We start from the raw sequence: 16,205 nt of genomic DNA on the forward strand, positions 1-16,205 counted from the left end.
TTAGTATTTACAATGCAGCAATAAAAGGTGAACCTATCAATAAAATTTTTGATACTCTGAAAATTGCATAGGAATCCCTTTGGTTATATAACTGTAAAAAATTTCAAATAAAACTGCACTATTATAGTAAGTATAGTAACTTATAAATTTGTTCAATTTATGGTAAATATTCCTAAAAATACAAAGTGAATAGCACGATATATATAATATTAACTTATATTAAGAAAGAAGGATATATTATGGTAGGTTTTAGTTGTGTAGGAATGAGAATGATAAATCATATGAATTACTTAAATTCAAGAAATTCTGTATTAATGGAGAGATTATGTACTGGAAAAAGAATAAATAGAGCAGCTGATGATCCAGCAGGACTTGCTATTTCTGAAAAAATGAAAGCACAAATAAGAGGTCTTAGTATGGCTCAAAGGAATGTTCAGGATGGGATTTCTATGATACAAACAGCTGAAGGGGCAATGAATGAAATTCATAATATACTTCAAAGAATGAATGAACTAGCAGTTCAGGCCTCAAATGCTACATATACTGATGGAGATAGACAAAACCTAGATTTAGAATTTCAACAATTAAAAGATACGATTACAGAAATATCAGAAGGGACAGAGTTCAATAATAAAAAGTTAATTGATGGGTCACAAAAAAGTGATGGTATTACACTACAAGTAGGTCCAAATTCAGGAAATTATTTGAAAGTAAAAATGGGAGATTTATCAGAATTAGGGCTTCATATCGATGGAATTAATATATCGAACCAGCAAAATGCACAAGATGCAATAGAAAAAGTAAAAACAGCTGTTAGTAGTGTATCTAGAGAAAGGTCTTATTTAGGGGCTATGCAGAATAGACTTGAGCATACCTTGAATAATTTAGGTACATATGAAGAAAATTTAACAGCGGCATGTAGTCGTATAACTGATGCTGATATGGCTAAAACTATGATGGAATATACGAAAAATCAAATATTAATGCAAGTTTCTCAAGCTATGCTTGCCCAGCATATAAAGATGGAAAGAGAAAGGATGTTGGGATTGCTTAAGAGTTTAGGTGTTTAAATTGATGAATCTGTTAGCTTAAAAGTTATGAGAAAGTATGCCCCAAGAGACTGTCTTAAAATGATTTGAAAATCATTTTAAGACAGTCTCTTGGGTATAATAGTTTAAGCAAATTTACAAAAATGTAAGTTGTTCTATTTTGTTATCTGACAGGTTTGATACACTAAGTCCTATAAGTCTTATATCATTTTGTATGTTTATTTCTTTTAATAAGTTACACGCTATAGAGTATATTTCATCATAAGAATCTGTGTAATGATGGATTGTTTTGCTTCTTGAGTGACTGGAAAAATCAGATGCCTTTATCTTAATAGTTATAGTTTTAGATAACATATCTTGTTTTTTCAATGTATATGATATATCTTTGCTAAATAATGATAAGAAATGCATAAGATATTCTATCTCATCTGTATTTGATGAAAAAGTAGTTTCTCTTCCTAATGACTTTGTCTCCCGATTAGGTTGGACAGGTCTATTATCTATACCTAAAAGCCTATTATAAAGTTCCCAGGACTGATTTGAGAATAGATCTACAAAATAATCTTTGGGAAGATTTAATAAATCGTTTACTGTATATACGCCTATATTGTTTAGTTTGGTTATTGTCTTTTTTCCTATTCCGTATACTATTTTTATAGAAAGTGGTTTTAGTATTTCTGGAACCATTTCTTCAGTTATTACCTTAAGTCCATCTGGTTTATTCCAATCTGAACCAAGTTTTGCTAAAAATTTATTGTGAGATATACCAACTGATATAGTGAGTCCTGTTTTTTTAAAGACTTCATTTTTTATATAGTGTCCTATTTCAATTGGAGGAGTATCTATATCAGATACATCAAGATAGGCTTCATCTATTGACAAAGGTTCTACAATGTTTGTTATACTGTATAAAATATCGAATACTTCATTAGACACTTCTTTATATCTTGAATATCTAACTGGCAAAAATATTCCATTAGGACACTTTTGTGCAGCTATAAATCCTGGCATGGCAGATTTAACTCCATACTTTCTAGCTTCATAAGAGCATGTACAAACTACTCCTTTGCTAGTCCTACCACCTACTATAACGGGTTTTCCTTTAAGAGAAGGATTATCTACTTGTTCAACGCTTGCAAAGAAAGCATCCATATCAACGTGTATAATTTTACGAATCATCAAATCACCTACTTGTTACAAAATAAGAACATAAGTTCTGTTTTATTATATCATATTTAATAAAAAACTACCCTATATTAAATAAACTACACATATAATAAAATTTATGGTAATATTTAGACATACATATAATAATTTTAAGGGGAGGTAAATAATATGAATAATAAAAGACTTGAAAAAGTGTTAAAAGAAATGAAATCTAAAAATATACCTCAAATGTTAGTATCTGATCCAGCTGCTATATTTTATTTGACAGGAAAATGGTTTCATCCAGGTGAGAGGTTATTAGCTTTATACATAAATGCTAATGGAGAAAACAAACTGTTTGTAAACGAATTATTTCCTGTAAATGAGGATTTAGGGGTCGAAATAGTTTGGTATAATGATACTCAAAATGGTGTTGAGATTATATCCAAGTATGTAGATAAAGCAGATACTATGGGTATTGATAAAAATTGGCCAGCTCATTTTTTATTAACACTTATGGATCTTGAAGGTGGAAGTAAGTTTGTGAATGGTTCTATGGTTTTAGATAGAGTTAGAATGTGCAAAGATGATGAAGAAAAGAATTTAATGAGGGAAGCATCAAGACTTAATGATATAGCTGTTGAAAAGATGATAGAGTCTGTATCAACTGATTTATCTGAGAAAAAAATGGCTGATTTATTAAATGATATATATGAAGAAATAGGAGCAGATGGTTGTTCTTTTGATGCTATTATAGCTTATGGAGAAAATGCAGCTAACCCTCATCACGAACCATCTAATGCTATGGTTAAAGATGGCGATAGTATAATTATAGATATTGGATGTATTAAAGATTCGTATTGCTCAGATATGACAAGAACGGTATTCTATAAATCTGCATCGGATAAAGCTAAAGAGGTTTATAATACTGTATTAGAAGCTAATAAAAAGGCTATATCAATAGTTAAACCTGGTGTGAAATTCAGTGATATAGATTTAGCTGCTAGAAATTATATAGAGGATGCTGGTTATGGAAAGTATTTTACACATAGAACAGGACATTCAATAGGCATAGAAGTACATGATTTTGGAAACGTATCTTCTGTTAACCACGATGAAGTAGCTCCTGGAATGATATTCTCAATAGAGCCGGGTATATATATACCTGGAGAGGTTGGGGTTAGAATAGAGGATTTAGTACTTGTTACTGAAGATGGATGTGAAGTGCTTAATAAATATAGCAAGGATCTTAAAGTAATCGGATAAAACCAAAAAATTCGCTTCATGCATTGCATTGAGCGAATTTTTTATTATATCAGTTCGTAGCAACTAGAGGAATTTTAATCATACTTATACAATTCATACTTTTCTATTATTGATATAAGTTTTTGAGGGTAATTTGGGTCGGTAGAGTAGCCACATGCATAAAGTGCCATGGCCTGTTCTTTATAATCTTTACACTGTTTTAATGTTTCATACCTTTTAGCTTTTCCAAGTAAGTTAGTATAGTCTTTAATAGATTCTGAATATGAATCATAAGCTCTAAAACTTTGAACTACTTCTATTTTTTTATTATTCACAAATTCATTGGTAATAAAATCCAACTTATTTTTATAGTCTTTACCAGCCTTTATGCCAAACAAATTTTTTCCTTTTTGAGTCAAAGTAGAATCTCCCCAGTTACTCTCAAGAATTGCTTGTGCTATTGTTATACTTGGGTATATATTGTATTTTTCATAACCATAGTTAGTTTTTGAATATACAAGTTGTATAAATTCATCTTTTGTTTCGAATTTTTCGTTGTATAGATTAGGTAATGGTACCGATGATTTAAATAATAACATTATCAGCATAGAGCTTAAAAGAAAAAATAGAGTAGATGTAATAATAAAAACTATACTTATTTTATTTTTCATTTGAATCTCCCTTTTTAATTAATATATATAATTATATATTATGAAAAGGATTAATAAAATAATACAATAGTCATATTAAATGATTTTTCCAGAATCTCTAGTTTGTATTAATTCATTAGGAAATGGTTCGAATATAGTTTGATTATGTAAATACTCATTTTCAAATCTCATAACCCAAGAATTTATGATAGTTAACGGTACACAGAATGGTATTTTTTTGTCGTTGTATTTTTCCAATGTTTCTAAAAAAAAAGCTTTTTCACTATATGAAAGATGCTTTGAGAAATATCCGAATAGATGAAGTAGCATATTTATATTTCTATTTGGCTTAGATGGTATAGCTAAAGCTTTATTAAGATAAACTTTATAATCTTTTATTATATTTGAGATATCAGTTGAATCTGTATTAGCAGTTAATTTTCCCATCTTTTTTAAATATCCAGGGCTATGAGACATTAAAAGGTATTTATTTTTACTTTGGAAATCTATAAGACACTTTATAGTTTTACTATTTTCTACATTTTTAAAATCTGATATTGTAAATATTTTTGTCAAAAAATGCTCCCTTATATTAAAGTTAGTAAGTCTTCCTTCATCTTCAATAGATACATCTGGGAAGTATTCATATATTTTGCTTGCGAATAATCCACTACCTCTTTTCGGAAGGGACGGTGATTTGCCGTGACATTTATAAATTTTAACATCTTTTATACCACAAGATGGAGAACGACTTTTCAAAATAAATCCATGTATATCACTATTGGAGATACTTTTTAGAAAAGAATGAGAGAATGAATGCATTTTTTCAGTAAAATCATCTCCAGTTTTAGAGAAAACCAAATTAAAATTCTCTGTATCATTTTTTGAAACTAATCGCAACGTATCTCTTGGAGTAGAAAGACCTATACTTGTTTCAGGACACACGGTAACGAAGTTGACATGAGGTTTTAAATTTTTTATAAAATCATTGTTTATTTTAGAACCGTCATATCTGCAATTATCATGCTCTATACACTTACTGAGCACAATATTAGGAATTGTAAAATTCTTCATAAAAATTCTCCTTTCATACTAATACTTAATATCTTTATTATGATTTGTATTTTTATATAATATATTTATTTAAATTTTAAGAGTTTTGACATGTTTTTGTATAGTAACCCTATTTGGACTATTGTTGTTAAAATTTTCTATGTATCCATTTCCAGCATATCCTTGAATACAGAGTATATGATAAGATATTAGCTTCATATAAACCTCCTTTTATTATATGGAATTATATAATTTTGAATTATATACAACGTTAATGAAAGAATTGCGCTTCCAACTATTTTTAAGCAACAGAGTCGTGAGACCTGTTGGCGGCATGAGCTATGCGTTAACATAAAGCTAATTTTTTGATAATGCAAATTGCTAAATAATGTTATATAATCTTATAATAAACACGAAATTATACTTATTAAACTAATTATAATATAAAATAACTGAAGGGAGATAAAATGTTTATAAAACTTACTTTAAGGATATCTATATTGTTAATAAGTTTGTTTTTACTATTTTTATTAGCAGTTGTTATTACAGACTATAGGCCAGATGAAATTGATTCAATTGAAATTAATAATAATAAAGAAGAGATAGTAAAATTAGATAATACTATGAGTATAACTACATTTAATATAGGGTTTGGTGGTCTTGATAAAAACCAAGATTTTTTTATGGATAAAGGTAAGATGTCAAGGTCATATAGTAAGGAAAGAACTCATCAAAATATACAAGGGTTAGTAAGCTATTTGAAAAATAAAAATTCTGATTTTTGTTTTGTCCAAGAAATAGATGAAAAAGCTACTAGGACATACTATATAAATGAGTACGAAAAAATAAGTCAAAAACTTGATAAATATAGTGATTCATATGCATACAATTATAAGGTCTTATGGATACCTATACCTGTTAGAAAGCCTCATGGGTATGTACAAGCTGGTCTTTCTACTTTTTCAAAATATAATGTAAATGAGGCTGCTAGACATTCATTACCAGGTAAAGAAAAGTTTATAAGACAGTTATTTTTGTTAGATAGATGCTTTATAGAAAGTAGGCTTAAAGTATTAAATTCTGATAAAGAGTTTATATTAATAAATGCTCACTTATCGGCTTATGATAAAGGAGGGGTTATAAGAAAACAGCAATTATCCTATTTGAAACAGCATATACAAAATGAGTATGATAAAGGCAATTATGTTTTAGTGGGAGGAGACTGGAATCATAAACTTTATGATACAAATTTCAAAAGTAAGGTAGGGAATAAATGGATTCAGGACATGCCTTCTGATTTTAAGCCAGATGCTTTTAAATGGGTGGTTGATCCTCTTACTCCAACTGTAAGAAGTCTTGATGCTCCTTATGAATATGGATATAACTTTGTTGAAACTATAGATGGATTTTTAGTTTCGGATAATATAGAAGTATTAGATGTGAAGGGTGATGATTTACGCTTTGTGTACAGTGATCATAATCCTGTGACTATGAAGTTTAAATTAAAAAATTTGCTTGATGCTAACGCATCGCTCATATCGCCAACGAGTCCTCCGGGCTCTGTTGCTCAGAAATAGTTGCAAGTATAATTCTTTCATAATCAACATGTAGGAAATTATATAAATTTCTAGAAATAAAAAGTTGAGGGTGATATTATGATTGAGGAGTTTAAGGTTAAGGGTAATGATGAGGTTGATATTACTGTTCATAAGTGGGCAGATGTAAAGAATTTAACAGGATGTATTTTAATACTTCACGGTATAGCTGAACATTCGTTAAGATATGATGAGTTTAGTAGAGTATTGAACAAGAGTGGGTATATTGTATATGGGTGTGATTATAGAGGCCATGGAAAAACAGGCACAGAACACAATCAAATAGGTCATTTTGGCGAAAGTGGATGGAACGGTATAGTAAGTGATATAAAGAATATAATAGATCATATAAAAAAAGAAAATGATAAACCACTTATATTACTTGGTCATAGCATGGGATCTTTATTAGCAAGAACTTGTATTCATGAATTTCCAAATGAATTTAACGCTGTAATTCTATCTGGAACAACTATAGGAGGAAATTTTTTAAAAAGAAATATGGGATATATTATATCTAAAATATATGCAAGTATATATGGGTATAATAAAAAAGCGAAGTTTATGGATAAATTAATTTTTGGAAATTACAACAAATTTTTTTATCCTAATAAAACAGAATTTGATTGGTTATCTTCGGATGAAGACAAAGTAAATGAATATATCAAAGATAGATTATGTGGATTTATATGTAGTGCAGGAGTATATGTTGATCTCTTAAAAGCAGTTAAATTAACTATAAATAAACAAAATATAAATAAAATACCCAAAAAATTACCTATATTAATATTTTCGGGTGATAGGGATATGGTTGGATCGAATTCAAAGGATGTAGTTAGGCTATATAATATGTACAAAAAAGCAGGAATTAAAAATATAGATTTGAAGATATACAATAATGGAAGACATGAGATGTTAAATGAGTTGAATAAATATGATGTATATGAAGATATAGTTAGATGGATAAGAAATATAAGGTGTTGATGTATAAAAATATATATTATAAAATATAATTATTATTTTAGTATTAGTTATGGAGATGATTTGATATGAAATTATGTTCAAAATGCAATAAGAATATTGCTGTTGTATTTACATCTACAGTTGAAAATGGAAAATCAGACATTAAAGGATTATGTATGGAATGTGCTAAGAAAAGTGGATTGCCAATAATTGATCAACTGATGAAGCAAACAGGCATGAATGAAGAAGATATAGAAAACTTAACAGGACAGATGAACTCTGTAATAGATGGAATGGATTTAGATGATTTTGAAGAAGATAATATGTTTGCCAAGATGTTTAATAATATACCAAAAAACGAAGAAGATGTAGAAAATATAGAAGTTGATGATGAGAAGAAAACAGATAAAAAAAATAAAAAGAAAAAACATAAAAATAAATTTCTTAAAATGTATGGAACTAACTTAACTGAAAAAGCAAAAAACAATGAAGTTGATAGAATCATTGGAAGAAATAGAGAAATAGATAGAGCTATACAGATATTGAATAGAAGAAATAAAAATAATCCGATATTAATAGGAGAACCCGGTGTCGGTAAAACTGCAATAGCAGAAGGACTTGCAGTTAGGATAGTTCAAAAAGAGGTTCCAGCAAAACTATTTGATGCCCAGATATACCTTTTAGATTTAACTGCTGTTGTTGCGGGGACCCAGTTTAGAGGTCAGTTTGAGGGTAGGATGAAGAGTATAATCAAAGAAGCTCAAGAGAATGAAAATGTTATATTAGTAATAGATGAAATACATAACATTATGGGCGCGGGTGAAGTTCAAGGTGGAGCTATGAATGCTGCAAACATATTAAAGCCATCTCTTGCTAAAGGAGAAATTCAATTAATAGGAGCTACAACTCTTGAAGAATATAAAAAGCATATAGAAAAAGATGCAGCTCTTGAAAGAAGATTTCAGCCTGTATTAGTTGAAGAACCTACAGTTGAAGAAACTATAGAAATTTTAAAAGGTATTAAAGGATACTATGAGGAGTATCATAATGTTAAAATATCTGATGAAGTAATAGTTGCATCGACTAATCTATCAAAAAGATATATAACAGATAGATTTTTACCAGACAAAGCTATAGACATAATAGATGAGGTTGGCTCAAGAGCCAACTTAAAGAATCAAGGACTTATAGAGATACAAGCTTTGAAAGAAGAATTAGAAAAAGTTCAAATAGAAAGAGAAGAAGCATCAAACAGTAATAACTATGAAAAAGCGGCAGAGTGCAAGATGAAGGAATGTAAAATAGAAGAAGATATTAAGAATATACAAGCAAAATGTTCAGATGTAGAAATTACAGTAGAAGATGTGGCATTTGTTATAGAGTCTTGGACTAAGATTCCTGTTCAAAAGATTACTCAATCAGAGGCTACTAAACTTTTAAACTTAGAAAATAGACTTCATAAAAGAGTAATAGGTCAACATAATGCAATTACAAGTATATCAAAGGCTATAAGACGTAATCGTTCTGGATTTAGAAAGAAGAAAAAACCATCTTCATTTATATTTGTAGGTCCTACTGGTGTTGGTAAAACCGAGCTTGTAAAAACTTTAGCAGTTGAACTGTTTGGAAGTGAAGAAGCTCTTATTAGAATAGATATGTCAGAGTATATGGAAAAGCATACTGTTTCAAAATTAATAGGAGCGCCTCCAGGATATGTTGGATATGATCAAGGTGGACAGCTAACAGAAAAAATAAGAAGAAAGCCTTATTCAGTTATACTTTTAGATGAAATAGAAAAGGCTCATCAAGATGTATTTAATATGTTACTTCAAATACTTGAGGATGGAAGACTTACTGATAGTCAGGGTAGAACTGTATTCTTCGAAAATAGTGTTATAATAATGACTTCTAATGCTGGAACAAACTTTAAAACAAGTTCTATAGGATTCAATAATGATGGTTATGATGAGCTTGAGGAAAGAGTTAATGATGCCTTAAAGAAAACATTTAGACCAGAGTTTTTGAATAGAATAGATGAGACTATCGTATTTACTAAGCTTAATAAGGATGAACTATCCCAAATAGTAGAATTAATGATAAATGAGGTAGTAGAAGAAGCTAAAGAAAAAGATATGACTATAAGTATTTCTGATAAGGTTAAAGACTTTATACTTCAAAAAGGATATGATGATAAGTATGGAGCTAGACCGTTAAGAAGAACTATTCAAAAGTATATAGAAGATGAGATAGCAGAAAAATATCTTAAAGGTGAATTGAATGAAGGTTCTTGTATAAATATAGAATTAAAAGATGGAAAAGTATATATAAGCTAAAAAATACCGCTCATTTAAATGAGCGGTATTTTTTAGCTTATATATTTTTCGTAAAAATAATTTAATTCATTTAAGTTATTAAGTTTATTTTTTATTATTCTAGAAAGGATTTTATATGATTGAGAATTAGAATCGTTTTCTTTTTTTACTATTCTACCCTGAGCATCTATAAAAACAGCATACATGCTGTGGTTTAAATATAAATGATTTTTAAATATAGATTTGTAACAATAACAATTAGAAGTATTTATTTTGTATATGAACTTGTTTATTTGTTTGGAAATCTCATCATATGTTCCAAAATCCATTTCTTCATATATATCATTTCTGATTTCTTCTTTTAATTTATTATAATAGTTGATATCTCTTTGTAACTGTTTTAGTAAAATTAAGACTGTTAATTTAAAAGAATCATATTTTTTTGTACAACCATCAAAATTAGAGTATAAATTATTGATTTTATCAGATATCATAAGAGCTTTATTAACTATATCTACTGCTGTGTAAGCCATACTTACTGTCCTCCTATATAAAAAAAATTAAAAAAATGCCCCACAGCAAATATAAATATCTATTTGCTATGGGACACTGAAACTTAAAAACAAATTTGTTTTCAATGACTAATCCATATTTATTTAAATAAATGTATAATATTTTAAATGAATGAATAATCTTATACATTAAATATATATTATTCATCTTATATTAAATTTTATCATATATCTTTCAAATATACAATTATATTAATACTAACATACATAATCTTTACACATTAACTGGAAAGTAATATACTTAGACTTGAAGTTCTTTAAATTGACAAAGTTATAAGAAGGAGTATTTATGAAAATTAAAATTTATTCGATTATGGCAATAATTCTAACTGTCACCATGTGGGGGTTATCTTTTTTGAGTATAAAGATAACTTTAAATGTATTTGGACCTATGACGCTTGCGACACTTAGGTTTTTAATTGCATCAATTATACTGTTTGTTGTAATGAGAGTGAAGGAACCGAATACTAAGCTTAAAAGAGAAGATATAAAGTCTATGGCGATGGCTGGTGTCGTTGGGGTTGCAATGTATTATTGTTTTGAAAATTATGGAATAAAATATATAAGTTCATCTCAGGCATCTTTAATAGTAGGGACTATACCTATTTTTTCTTTAATGGCTGATAGCGTTGTATTAAAAAACAAACTGAGCTTTAATAATTTTATAGGAGTTTTGGCATCAATGATTGGAATATATTTCATAATAGGGGGCAATATAAGATTAGAAAGTAATGAATTGTTAGGATATGCACTTATGTTTGGAGCAGTTTTTTCATGGGTTTTTTACAATTATACAACTAAGAGTTTATTTGAGAAATACTCACAATTAGCGATTGTATTCTATCAAATAATATTTGGAACTATGATATTATTCCCTTTTTCATTGTTTGAAAATAATAAGTGGGAGTTGTTAGATAAAGTTGTAGTATATAATTTCTTATATCTAGCTTTATTTTGTTCAGCTATTGCATACGTTCTGTACATGTATGCTTTGGAAAATCTAGGTTCTACAGTTACAACCTTGTATTTGAACTTTGCACCTATTGTTACGGTTATAGGAGGATATTTTATATTCGATGAAGTGATAAGTAAAAATCAAATAATAGGATCAATACTGATAGTATTATCTGTTTATATAGTTAACTTAAAAATATCATATTATGATATTTTACAAATGATAAAATGTAAATCAATAGACTCTAAATCAGAAAAAGTAGATTAAAAATAATTAAGTAGGAGGAATTTATTATGAGTGAACGTATTTCCATTCCTAGATATATAAAAATAGCACTTGATGTAGCTACTCGTATTTATAAAGGGAGTATACACGAAGGAGAAAAATTAAGAGGAAGGTCTATACTAGCTTCTGAATATAATGTATCTCCTGAAACTATAAGAAAAGCTATGAAGGTTTTAGAGGATAGAGAAGTAGTTAGAGTTAGTAAAGGCAGTGGGATAATTGTATTATCAAAATATAAAGCTGGAGAAGTTATTCAAAGTTTTAGAAATAGTGAAGAAACAATAAGTGATTTAAGACAAAATCTTAAAAACTTAATGGATGAAAAAAAAGAAATTGAAAGACGAATACAAGAAACTATGGAAAAAATTATAGATTTATATAAATTTAAAAGATCGGAAATAATAGATCCCATACAAATTCAATTAAAAGAAGAGTATCATATTATAGGTAAGACTATAGGGGAATGTAAAATATGGGAAAATACAGGGGCTACTATTTTAGGGGTTTTAAGAAATGGTAAGATGATTTTATCCCCTGGACCTAATCTTGAATTTAATGTAGAGGATAGCTTGATAATAGTAGGGGATTTAGGTGTTATTGATAAGATAAACGAATACTTAAAAATTGTATAGATGAATTAAATCAAACTGTGATATAATATTTTAGTGATTTAGGGGGTGATATAATGAAAAATCTACCTATAGGTGTGTTTGATTCAGGTATGGGCGGGATTAGTGTTTTAAAGGAGATAAAAAAACTAATGCCCAATGAAGATTATATATACTACGGTGATTCTAAGAATATACCTTATGGTAAAAAAACTAAAGATGAACTAGAAAAAATATGTATAGATATCGGAGATTACTTTGTGTATAGAGGTGTTAAATCTATAGTTATAGCTTGTAATACAGCTACTAGTGCTGTTGTAGATAAATTTAGAAATAGGTACAATATACCTATTATAGGGATTGAACCTGCATTAAAGCCTGCTGTTGAGACCTATGGAAGTGGAAAAATTGTAGTTTTGGCTACGGAAGTGACTTTAAAAGAAGAGAAGTTTAATTCGCTTATGGATAAATATAAAAATGAAGCTGAGATTATTAAGGTTCCAGCTCCGAGACTTGTAACTATAGTAGAAAATGGAATTACAAAAGGTATTGAGGCAGAAGAAGCTATAAAAAATCTGTTTGAAGGTATTAATATAAATGAAATATCTTCCGTTGTGCTTGGATGTACACATTACATATTTTTAAAGGATGCTATAAAAAAGGTATTGGGAGAGAATATAAATCTTGTAGATGGCGGTTTTGGGACTGCACATAATTTAAAAAATATTTTATCTAGTATAGATATGCTATCTGATAATGATACAGATGGTTGTGTAGAGATTGTAAATTCATCAGAAGATGAATCGAAAATAGGACTATCTTATAAATTGTTAAATATATAAAAGCATAAAAAAAGAAGGATTATTAAATCCTTCTTTTTTTATGCTTTTTTAGCTTTGTTTGAAGCTTCCCAGCATTCTATATTTTTAAGACCGTCTATACTATCTGAATAAAATACTGGATTTTTGCCTTCTCTTTTTTGAGAAGCATAATCTTTTAGCGCTGCAAATGCTATCTTACCAAGCTGAGCAATGGCTATTAGATTTATTAATGCCATTAGACCCATGAATAAGTCTGCCATATCCCAAACTATTTGAACCTTAGCAACTGATCCAAATACAACCATGCCTATTACTGATAATCTATATATTAATAAATAAACCTTGTTAGCATTTATAAATTCTATATTAGTTTCACCGTAGTAGTAATTGCCTATTATAGAACTGAATGCAAATAATAAAATACAAGCAGCTATAAAAGTATTTCCCCAAGAACCTACTTGAGAACTTAAAGCAGTTTGTGTAAGTTGTATTCCAGTTAAACCTTCTGTTGTATAAGCACCAGATAAAAGGATTATAAATGCAGTAGAACTACATATTAAAAGTGTATCAGTAAATACTCCCAGTGTTTGAATTAAACCCTGTTTAACTGGGTGAGATACTTCTGCTGTTGCAGCTGCATTTGGAGCAGAACCCATACCGGCCTCATTAGAGAACAGACCTCTTTTAATCCCCTGCATTAAAGCAGCACCAATTCCACCACCTACAGCTGCTTTTGCACCAAAGGCGCTGCCTAGAATAAGAGAGAATACTGATGGTATTAAAGTGATGTTTTTTATAATTACAAATAAAGCAACGAATATATAAGCTACAGCCATCACAGGAACTATTAATTCTGCAACCTTTGCAATTCTTGTAACTCCACCAAATATTATAATAGCTGTAACTATAGCTAATGCTAAGCCAATTATAATTCTATTTAATCCAAATGCTTCTTCGAAAGCAAGTGAAATAGTATTTGACTGTACTGAGTTAAATACAAGACCAAAGCATAGAGTTATTAGTACTGAAAATAAAACACCCATCCATCTCTTATTTAAAGCTTTTTCCATATAATAAGCTGGGCCGCCACGATATCCATTTTTATCTTTAACTTTATAAATTTGAGCTAAAGTACTTTCAACAAAACTTGATCCAGCTCCTATTAAAGCTATAAGCCACATCCAAAATACAGCACCGGGTCCACCTATAGAAATAGCTAGTGCAACACCAGCTAAGTTACCAGTTCCAACCCTAGAAGCTGTACTTATACAAAATGCTTGAAATGAAGAGACGCCTTGTTTTTCGTTAGACGAATTACTAGCTCCATCTCCTAATAATTTGAACATCTCTCCTAAAAATCTAAATTGAACAAAGTTAGACTTAAATGTGAAATAAAGACCAAGTGTAATAAGCAAAAATATAAGAACGTATTGCCAAAGTATAGTGTTTCCTACAGAAACTATTTTTTCTAAAATACCTAACATTTTATCACTTCCTTTTAATAAAAATTTTAAAATAGTAATTATTGCTTAATAAAATTTAGTGTGTACTGGATTTGAGTTTAATTTATTTAGTTTATTATCAATTGAAACAATTGTACCAAAAAATAAATGATATATCAAATTTTTTTATATTCTGAATTTTATAAAAAATGAAATTTGGATTGGGAATATACTTGGAATGATTTGAAATATTGCATATGAAGTGAATTGTAAGGTGTATAATGGAATTTTCAATAAAAAAAAGGTAATGGTTTATGAATTGATAAAAAAAAATTATTCATATAAATTTTTGAAAAGTGTGATATAGAATATGAACACGAGGTGGATTGAAATTGAGAAATTTAAGATAGAACACAAATAAAGATGAAGCATTGGCTTCATCTTTATTTGTGTTCATGATTATTAAGGTGATTAATACAATATTCATAGTCTCCATTACATTTGGAACAGTATCTAAATTCTATGTTTTTATCATCCTTTTCTGTTATTCCACAAACAGTACATTTATGAAAATAATCTTTTCTATTTATATTAGTTATATTAGATTTGAACTGTTTTTTTCTATTATAAGCATTTCTTTTGTTCTTAGCATCATATAAATTACTTTTTCCAAAAAATATGAAGTAATTTATTATAGATACTATAGCTGTTAACTTGAATATTACAGGCGAGAATATAATTGTATATCCTATATATATCCAATTTAAGAAAGATAAATATTTCACCTTGACTGGAAGTATGAAAAATAGATAAAATTCGTAGTCTGGGTATATTTTAGCAAATGCTAAAAAAATAGATAAATTCAAATAAGTAGCGTTAACAGGGGAATTAAGTATAAAAGATACTATTGTAGTTCCAATCATACCTAATAAATAGTATAAATTAAATTTAAAACTACCCCATTCGTGTTCAAGTGCAGAACCTAAAGAATAATAAATATACAGTCTAAAAAATATCCAAATTGGACTAACTAGCGGTGGTATAAATATATATGTTATAAGTCTCCAGACTTGTCCTTGCATAACTAATGCTGGATCTAGTTCAAGCAAAGATATTAAGTTATAAGAATTTGTTATAAAATATATACCATATACAAGGGTTGATAAACCTATAATATAATACATTAAATTTTCGATTGCAAGATGTCTATATTTTCGTTCTAATTTATCTATCCAGTTCATGAAACAACCTCCTTTTATAAAAAAATTCGCTTTATGCTATCTCATAGCTCATGTCGCCAACGAGTCCTACGGGCTCCGTTGCTCGAAATAGTTGATGCTGCAGTGATTTAAAAAAAATATTATCTACAGCTTGAAAATTATATAGTTCCTATAGAGTAAAAAATTAAAATATGTAAAGGTACACTATATTATAACATATACATTATATGTTCACCAAAAATGAGAATGAATATATAAAATAATTACAAATAAAACGCAAATTCATATATAG

At 28.6% G+C, this 16,205-nt stretch carries 15 protein-coding genes; 8 read left to right on the forward strand and 7 right to left on the reverse strand.

Translation table 11 applies throughout. The features are described 5' to 3' along the window. The first annotated feature begins 239 nt into the window (after positions 1-239). Positions 240-1,070 carry a flagellin N-terminal helical domain-containing protein gene (locus Tmeso_RS01760; protein ID WP_242967819.1) on the forward strand — a complete coding sequence of 277 codons (831 nt, stop codon included), beginning with the start codon at positions 240-242 and terminating at the stop codon, positions 1,068-1,070. Between the two features lie 114 nt (positions 1,071-1,184). Here the strand turns inward: Tmeso_RS01760 and Tmeso_RS01765 are convergent, their stop codons facing one another. Then, positions 1,185-2,228, reverse strand: a complete 1,044-nt coding sequence (locus Tmeso_RS01765; RefSeq protein ID WP_099187646.1) for a DNA polymerase IV — start codon at positions 2,226-2,228, stop codon at positions 1,185-1,187. A gap of 156 nt (positions 2,229-2,384) precedes the next feature. On the opposite strand from Tmeso_RS01765, the gene Tmeso_RS01770 reads away from it, so the two are divergent. Then, on the forward strand, positions 2,385-3,461 hold the full coding sequence (locus Tmeso_RS01770; RefSeq protein ID WP_099187648.1) for a M24 family metallopeptidase: 1,077 nt from the start codon (positions 2,385-2,387) through the stop codon (positions 3,459-3,461). A 74-nt stretch (positions 3,462-3,535) separates the two neighbouring features. On the opposite strand, the gene Tmeso_RS01775 is transcribed toward Tmeso_RS01770, so the two are convergent. The 3 genes from Tmeso_RS01775 to Tmeso_RS16900 form a co-directional block, all read right to left on the reverse strand. Further along, positions 3,536-4,111 carry a glycoside hydrolase family 73 protein gene (locus tag Tmeso_RS01775; RefSeq protein ID WP_099187650.1) on the reverse strand — a complete coding sequence of 192 codons (576 nt, stop codon included), beginning with the start codon at positions 4,109-4,111 and terminating at the stop codon, positions 3,536-3,538. Positions 4,112-4,186: 75 nt separating this feature from the next. Continuing rightward, the gene (locus tag Tmeso_RS01780) at positions 4,187-5,164 is read right to left on the reverse strand and encodes a YbgA family protein (protein ID WP_099187652.1); all 978 of its coding nucleotides are present in this window, start codon (positions 5,162-5,164) and stop codon (positions 4,187-4,189) included. 69 nt (positions 5,165-5,233) lie between these two features. Further along, the gene (locus tag Tmeso_RS16900; RefSeq protein WP_278281313.1) at positions 5,234-5,362 is read right to left on the reverse strand and encodes a hypothetical protein; all 129 of its coding nucleotides are present in this window, start codon (positions 5,360-5,362) and stop codon (positions 5,234-5,236) included. A gap of 248 nt (positions 5,363-5,610) precedes the next feature. On the opposite strand from Tmeso_RS16900, the gene Tmeso_RS01785 reads away from it, so the two are divergent. The 3 genes from Tmeso_RS01785 (at position 5,611) to Tmeso_RS01795 (ending at position 10,031) form a co-directional block, all read left to right on the forward strand. Further along, positions 5,611-6,720 (forward strand): endonuclease/exonuclease/phosphatase family protein, encoded by a 1,110-nt coding sequence (locus Tmeso_RS01785; protein ID WP_187296184.1) that lies wholly within the window; start codon positions 5,611-5,613, stop codon positions 6,718-6,720. A gap of 78 nt (positions 6,721-6,798) precedes the next feature. After that, positions 6,799-7,719, forward strand: a complete 921-nt coding sequence (locus Tmeso_RS01790) for an alpha/beta fold hydrolase (RefSeq protein ID WP_099187654.1) — start codon at positions 6,799-6,801, stop codon at positions 7,717-7,719. A 65-nt stretch (positions 7,720-7,784) separates the two neighbouring features. Next, a complete protein-coding gene (locus Tmeso_RS01795; RefSeq protein ID WP_099187656.1) occupies positions 7,785-10,031 on the forward strand; it encodes an ATP-dependent Clp protease ATP-binding subunit in 2,247 nt (748 codons plus the stop codon). 32 nt (positions 10,032-10,063) lie between these two features. On the opposite strand, the gene Tmeso_RS01800 is transcribed toward Tmeso_RS01795, so the two are convergent. Beyond that, positions 10,064-10,543, reverse strand: a complete 480-nt coding sequence (locus Tmeso_RS01800; RefSeq protein WP_099187658.1) for a hypothetical protein — start codon at positions 10,541-10,543, stop codon at positions 10,064-10,066. A gap of 352 nt (positions 10,544-10,895) precedes the next feature. On the opposite strand from Tmeso_RS01800, the gene Tmeso_RS01805 reads away from it, so the two are divergent. The 3 genes from Tmeso_RS01805 to murI are packed head-to-tail and all read left to right on the forward strand — an operon-like array spanning position 10,896 to position 13,272. Next, positions 10,896-11,804 (forward strand): DMT family transporter, encoded by a 909-nt coding sequence (locus Tmeso_RS01805; protein WP_278281315.1) that lies wholly within the window; start codon positions 10,896-10,898, stop codon positions 11,802-11,804. A 26-nt stretch (positions 11,805-11,830) separates the two neighbouring features. Then, positions 11,831-12,454 (forward strand): TrkA C-terminal domain-containing protein, encoded by a 624-nt coding sequence (locus Tmeso_RS01810; protein WP_099187662.1) that lies wholly within the window; start codon positions 11,831-11,833, stop codon positions 12,452-12,454. Between the two features lie 53 nt (positions 12,455-12,507). Beyond that, complete coding sequence (gene murI, locus Tmeso_RS01815; RefSeq protein ID WP_099187664.1) at positions 12,508-13,272, forward strand: glutamate racemase; 765 nt, start codon at positions 12,508-12,510, stop codon at positions 13,270-13,272. Positions 13,273-13,310: 38 nt separating this feature from the next. Here murI and Tmeso_RS01820 read toward each other — a convergent pair whose 3' ends face one another. Together Tmeso_RS01820 and Tmeso_RS01825 are read right to left on the reverse strand one after the other, a co-directional pair. Beyond that, on the reverse strand, positions 13,311-14,735 hold the full coding sequence (locus tag Tmeso_RS01820) for an alanine/glycine:cation symporter family protein (protein WP_099187666.1): 1,425 nt from the start codon (positions 14,733-14,735) through the stop codon (positions 13,311-13,313). A gap of 401 nt (positions 14,736-15,136) precedes the next feature. Continuing rightward, the gene (locus Tmeso_RS01825; protein WP_099187669.1) at positions 15,137-15,934 is read right to left on the reverse strand and encodes a rhomboid family intramembrane serine protease; all 798 of its coding nucleotides are present in this window, start codon (positions 15,932-15,934) and stop codon (positions 15,137-15,139) included. Positions 15,935-16,205: the final 271 nt, after the last annotated feature.

Origin of the sequence: Tepidibacter mesophilus, from assembly GCF_002724055.1 — a bacterium.
Lineage (GTDB): Bacteria > Bacillota > Clostridia > Peptostreptococcales > Peptostreptococcaceae > Tepidibacter_A > Tepidibacter_A mesophilus.